At 34.2% G+C, this 5,600-nt stretch carries 6 protein-coding genes; 5 read left to right on the forward strand and 1 reads right to left on the reverse strand.

Annotated elements, in window-relative coordinates; all coding sequences use genetic code 11:
- Positions 1-48: 48 nt before the first annotated feature.
- The 4 genes from B3I52_RS12940 to B3I52_RS12955 all read left to right on the forward strand — a co-directional run bounded on the left by B3I52_RS12940 (position 49) and on the right by B3I52_RS12955 (position 3,016).
- Complete coding sequence (locus tag B3I52_RS12940; RefSeq protein WP_293301886.1) at positions 49-600, forward strand: hypothetical protein; 552 nt, start codon at positions 49-51, stop codon at positions 598-600.
- 151 nt (positions 601-751) lie between these two features.
- Positions 752-1,210, forward strand: coding sequence for a hypothetical protein (locus B3I52_RS12945; protein WP_293301887.1), 459 nt, complete (start codon positions 752-754; stop codon positions 1,208-1,210).
- 503 nt (positions 1,211-1,713) lie between these two features.
- Positions 1,714-1,848, forward strand: a complete 135-nt coding sequence (locus tag B3I52_RS12950; protein WP_293301888.1) for a hypothetical protein — start codon at positions 1,714-1,716, stop codon at positions 1,846-1,848.
- A gap of 631 nt (positions 1,849-2,479) precedes the next feature.
- A complete protein-coding gene (locus tag B3I52_RS12955) occupies positions 2,480-3,016 on the forward strand; it encodes a hypothetical protein (RefSeq protein WP_293301890.1) in 537 nt (178 codons plus the stop codon).
- 112 nt (positions 3,017-3,128) lie between these two features.
- Here the strand turns inward: B3I52_RS12955 and B3I52_RS12960 are convergent, their stop codons facing one another.
- Positions 3,129-3,752, reverse strand: coding sequence for a LysE family translocator (locus B3I52_RS12960; RefSeq protein WP_293301892.1), 624 nt, complete (start codon positions 3,750-3,752; stop codon positions 3,129-3,131).
- A gap of 285 nt (positions 3,753-4,037) precedes the next feature.
- Here B3I52_RS12960 and B3I52_RS12965 point away from each other — a divergent pair, with 285 nt between their 5' ends.
- Complete coding sequence (locus B3I52_RS12965; RefSeq protein ID WP_293301894.1) at positions 4,038-5,468, forward strand: MFS transporter; 1,431 nt, start codon at positions 4,038-4,040, stop codon at positions 5,466-5,468.
- Positions 5,469-5,600 lie beyond the last annotated feature (132 nt).

A 5,600-nucleotide genomic window follows, 5' to 3' on the forward strand; every position in this document is an offset into this window, starting at 1 on the left:
TTATTACGCATATATATAAGTTATAGCCAATTTTAAAAGACGACAACAATGAAGAAAATTTATATTATTATTTTGACAATTTTGACATTCAATGTTTACGGACAGGACACTACAAAAACCTTGAATTCAGAAATGACAAGACTTAAGACAGAAACTGTTTTAATTGTGCAATCTCAAGCCATTGACGAATATCCAATATGGTCTCCAAAATCGGACTTTGTTGCTTGTAATATAGAAGGAAAGTGGTATAAATTCAGGTTGACAAATATAGAATTAGCAGACGCAAAATGGCGTGGGCAGACAATAGGTGTTTTGACAACAAAAGACGCATACTCAGAACTGACGACTAATGAACAACAAGAATTTGAAAAAGTGTCAAAGTTTAATCCCAGAGAAGTTAAAACAGCAAAAGGGACAAAGGTTGAACTTAAAATGGAAGGAATGGCTGTTTCTCTTATCGTAACTAAAAAAGGAGAAAAAGCAAAAAAACTTTGGACAAGTGGCGGAGAAAATTGTCATAGTCTTGTGCTTTCTCCTGACGAAAAATATGTTGCTTATTTATGCGAAATGAATGGACTTTTGATAATGAAATTAGAATAAAAACTGGCTATAACAGCACCTACAAGAAATTGGCGGTTCAGTGATTAAATGAAGTTTTGTGCTTCGTATCAAGTTTAGTGCTGGTAGACAGTTTTCGTCTCCGAAATCGCCAACTTCTTGTAGCTGCAACCCGTTAGCAGGCATTTTACCTATGAACGAAAAAGAAGACAAAAAAGCCGAATTCATATTTCGAAATGAAGAGAAGTTATCTAGTAATGTTCTAGCTATATCCATTTTTATAGCGTTTTTAATTTACTTCATCTCACAAAACTGGTACTGGATGACAGGTGTTTATTTACTAATTATAGGTTACTTATTAATAAGCTATTATCAAGAATTACGAGTAATTGAAATTCATATATATCAAGATTATGTTGACTTTATATTTTCAAGAAAAATGCAAAGCCAAAAAGTTCAATATAATCGGTCCGACCTACATGCAGAAAAAGACAGAAACGCAAGTTATAAATTTAGCATGGTTTATAACTTGAATATCTTTTTAGGTTCTAACAAACTATTTACATTGCGTGGAGCTAGTGAATTTGCGACAGAAGACATTGAAGACTTAAATCTCTTACTGAACAAAACTTTCACAAAAGAAATTATATAAAGAGAAAATATTGAAGTCGATTAAAAAAACGTCTGCTAACCACAGGTTTAAAAAATTGCGGGCGAAGTGCTCTCACTTCCTTCACTTCTTTTTATTAAATTTAGTGCGGGCTGACAGAGGTTCTGCAAGTAATTTCGCAATTTCTCAACCCCGCCAACCGTTAGCAGTAATGCCTTGAACCCGAACAGACGACTTTACACCAGCTTTTAACGACGACTAATGAAGACGATTTATCTATTTTTAAGCATTCTAAAAGGACTAATTTCAATAGGGGGTTTTATAACTATCATTTATTTCATAGCGACAAATTCAAAGGAAAAGAAGAATTTTAAAAAAATAGTTATAGCTCTTACTGCGACTGTCATCGGAATAATATTACTCACAGCTATAGAATTTGCTATTGCGACATAAGCTTTCTGAATTAGATGCCCCCTGTAGCTTAAGCTTAATTTCTAGCGCAAGCGTCCGCTTGTGCTAAATGTTAAAGGCTAAATTGAGAAGAAATGAGTACAAAATATAAAATACGAGACCCAGAGCAGCTTTACTTTATAAGTTTTGCGGTGGTTTACTGGTTAGATGTTTTTGTAAGAAATGAATATAGAGAGGTGCTGCCAGATAGTTTACGTTACTGCCAATAATAAAAAAAACTACATAAAGCCAGCAAGATATGGTTGTATTTGTGTAGTTTTATTACGCATATATATAAGTTAGGTGTAAATTCTGACGCATAACAATAGTGCTGTCGTGGTAATCTTTTCAAATTATTGATAATGACAATAGAATTTAAAAACACTTCCGACATTCAAATATAATTATGGGACTTAGTTTTGTAAGGTTTTTAGCATCAATAGGGGTTATTTTCCGTCAACTGTTTATTAGAGTGTTTACTAAATCCGACTTGGAATCTTATGAAAGTGTGGAAGAAGGGAACTATAATTATTTAATCAACTCTTTTATTGGCGTAGTATTGTTTCTAATTTTTGGTTTACTAATCAATTATTTTTGTTAAGTAACCAAACTATAATAATCTACACCTAACAGCGGTTTTAAGTTACGCCCGGGCGATGCAAAACTTTGTTCTTCAGTATTTAATATTTAAGTTAGTGTTTAGGCTTTACCTCTGCTCCTATTTCGGGCGAAACTTAAAGCCGCAAACCGTTATATGCAATTATAAGAAACCTACACCGTAACGAATGAATTGGATAATAAGAAATACCAGTAAACTAAAATTCCATACGAATTTGAAACTTTTATTAATGCCAATTGAAAATGAAATTAATCATCCTCTCCGATTTATTGGGCCATCGTAATAGCAATTGGGTTAATACCTACACTGATTTACTTCGCCATAAATTTCAGATCCAATTTTATGACTGTTGTGAATTGGCTCAAATAGATACTCAACTAATTGATAAAGAGAATATACACCAACAGTTTGTTACGGGCGGCATAGAAAAAGCTGTTGAGCAATTATTGCATAATGAAAAAAACGAAATTACTTGTATCATTGGTTTTAGTATAGGTGGATTAATTGCATGGAAAGCAGCTTTAGCAGGACTGAAAACCAGCTTTATTTGCGCAATTTCATCAACAAGATTAAGGTGTGAAATACAAAAACCAAATGTTTTCATCCATCTTTTCTATGGAGAAAACGATCCCTATAAACCTGATGAAAAGTGGTTTGAATTGATGCAGCTTGATACAGTTATCTTCAACAATGAAAATCACGAATTTTATATGAAACAAGAATTTGCAAATAAAATTAGCCTCAACATAATGGAGAAAATGAAATCCGATTTTTTATGAAGAAGAAATAACAGCATAACGAACCGTTACAAAGGTAGCAGTTGCACAACTTCAGCTTTTACAAAAAACTTTAAAATGCTTTTTTGTTGTGGCACTTCGCTATTTTAATTGGCTAAGCATAAAACTGAAAATAGGTTTTTACGATAAGCCAGATCGCAAATCCAATAATAATAACCCCTGCAACTTTATTTAACCTTTTTAAGGTGCTTTCTTTAATTCGGTAGCGAAGTTTACTGGCATAAAATGTTTTTAAAGCATCTATAGAAAGTTGTACCACCAAGGCAATTAAAAAACACAGTATTTTTTCGGGCAGGCTACTCAGTTTTACCGAAATAATACTACTAACCACTACCCAAAACATGAGGGTAGAAGGTGTAAGGATACACATTAGAAAACCTTTTAATACATAGCCACGTTTACTCACTTTAACAGCATTGCCCTCGGCATAATTTATTTTTACGTTAGATAAAAGATAGTAAATACCTACACCAACAATAAAAACACCACCCACAAAACCAACGTATTTGTCAAATTCTTGTTGGTATTTAAAAAATTGCGAGCCAAATAGCACCACGGCAATTAAGATAAGATCGCTTACAATTACGCCCGAGGCGAGTGAAAAGCCTGCTTTAAAACCTCTTTCTATGCTAGTTTTAATCATGGCAAAAAAAACAGGGCCTGTTAAAAAAGATGAAATAAGGCCTGCTCCAATACCTAAAATGATAGCTTCTAACATATATCGCTTTCGTAATTTTTGCTAATATCCGATTTTCAGCTTTAAAAGATTAATTTTTATTCAGTTTTTACTATTTAGCTTAATGTTGTTTTAAATTAAGCGGTTGATTGGTAGTTGGTTACTCCGGTATAAATAGATTTAAGGCATTCGCCTTTCGAAAGGGGGCTAATTAAGTGCTTAGTAAAAGTTACATAACCAAAAAACTAAAGTGTAAAAACTACACTATTCAATTGAAAAAAATATTTAAGTTAGGCAAAATTTTCAAACCTTAAATTTTAACCAAATATGGAACAAAATGTAAAAACCAATTGGGCACAGTTTATCCCTTTAGCAACTGTGTTTTTCTTTTGGGGCTTTGTAGCCGCAAGTAACGACATTCTCATCCCAGTTTTTAAAGAAGCATTTAAACTTTCGCAATTTGAGAGCCAGCTCGTTTCGTTTGCTTTTTATATTGCCTACACTGTTGGCTCTTTAATCTATATTGGCCTTTCTGCGGTAATGAAAACCGATTTAATTAATAAAATTGGCTATAAAAATAGTTTGTCTCTTGGCCTAAGTATTTCTGCCGTTGGTACGCTGTTGTTTTATCCGGCCGCTAATTCGGGTTCTTTTACACTCATGCTGTCAGGTTTGTTTATTGTTGCCCTTGGTTTTTCATTGCAGCAAACTGTAGCCAATCCATTGGCCATTGCCTTAGGTTCGGTAAAAACCGGTTCGCAGCGTTTAACATTGGCCGGTGGTATTAATAACTTTGGTACTACCATAGGCCCCTTAATTGTAAGTTTTGCCATTTTTGGTACCGCTACAAGTGCCCATACTACGCTCGATATTGAAAGTGTTAAAATACCGTATTTAATTTTGGGCGCTGCCTTTTTATTGGTAGCCATATTGTTGAAATTTTCGGCTTTGCCAGATAAACCTGCCTTAACAGCAGCAGTAGAAGAAAGCGATAACAAAAAAGGATCGGCACTTAAATACCCTCAGTTAGTGTTAGGTATGGTTGCCATTTTCGTTTATGTGGGTGTAGAAGTATCTACGGCAAGTAACCTTCCCGAATACATGATTAAAGAGCTAGGGTTTTCTACCAAAGATATTGCGCCTTACATTTCTTTGTATTGGGCAAGCATGATGATTGGCCGTTGGACCGGAGCAGTTGAAGCTTTTACAGATAAAGTTAGCCTGCAAAAGATTTTGAGATTTATTGCGCCTTATTTGGCTTTCGGTATTTTCTTGTTGGTAAACGCCCTTGCTAATCATGATTTAGCACCTTTTTATGTATATGGCGTAATTATTTTAGTATTGATTTTAGCCGATATCATGAGCAAAGGTAATCCGGCCAGAATGTTGCTTATTTTCTCTCTAGTAGGCGTGATAGCCCTTTTAATAGGAATGTTTACTACTGGAATGGTGAGCGTTTACGCCATTACAAGTGTAGGCTTATTCTGTAGTACTTTGTGGCCTTGTATATTTACATTGGCAGTAAGTGGTTTGGGTAAAAATACCAGTCAAGGCAGTAGTTATTTAATTATGATGATTATGGGTGGTGCTATTATTAGTCCGTTGCAAGGTTTAGTAGCCGAGGTAATAGGTATCCAATATAGCTATATTGTAGGCATTTTATGTTTTGCTTACCTGGTTTTTTATGCGCTAAAAGCGACTTCAATTTTAAAAGCTCAAGGTATTAGCTTTGATAAGAAAGTTGCTGGCGGCCATTAATGTAAATTTTATCCGTTTGCATTATTCGTAAAACAATAAATAATTGATATACAAAAAATTGTATATCAAGTTTAAATGCTTCCTGCCCCCTCCAAGAGGGGGATATGCAAAATCGCATAGTTATACGCCATG

The organism is Pedobacter sp. UBA4863, assembly GCF_002399615.1.
In the GTDB taxonomy this organism is placed as follows: domain Bacteria; phylum Bacteroidota; class Bacteroidia; order Sphingobacteriales; family Sphingobacteriaceae; genus Pedobacter.

What these genes read in the sequence shown, in the direction of transcription:
- B3I52_RS12940 (WP_293301886.1), top strand. Translation starts at nt 49, where the DNA reads ATGAAGAAAATTTATATTATTATTTTGACAATTTTGACATTCAATGTT.
- B3I52_RS12945 (WP_293301887.1), top strand. Translation starts at nt 752, where the DNA reads ATGAACGAAAAAGAAGACAAAAAAGCCGAATTCATATTTCGAAATGAA.
- B3I52_RS12950 (WP_293301888.1), top strand. Translation starts at nt 1,714, where the DNA reads ATGAGTACAAAATATAAAATACGAGACCCAGAGCAGCTTTACTTTATA.
- B3I52_RS12955 (WP_293301890.1), top strand. Translation starts at nt 2,480, where the DNA reads ATGAAATTAATCATCCTCTCCGATTTATTGGGCCATCGTAATAGCAAT.
- B3I52_RS12960 (WP_293301892.1), bottom strand. Translation starts at nt 3,752, where the DNA reads ATGTTAGAAGCTATCATTTTAGGTATTGGAGCAGGCCTTATTTCATCT.
- B3I52_RS12965 (WP_293301894.1), top strand. Translation starts at nt 4,038, where the DNA reads ATGGAACAAAATGTAAAAACCAATTGGGCACAGTTTATCCCTTTAGCA.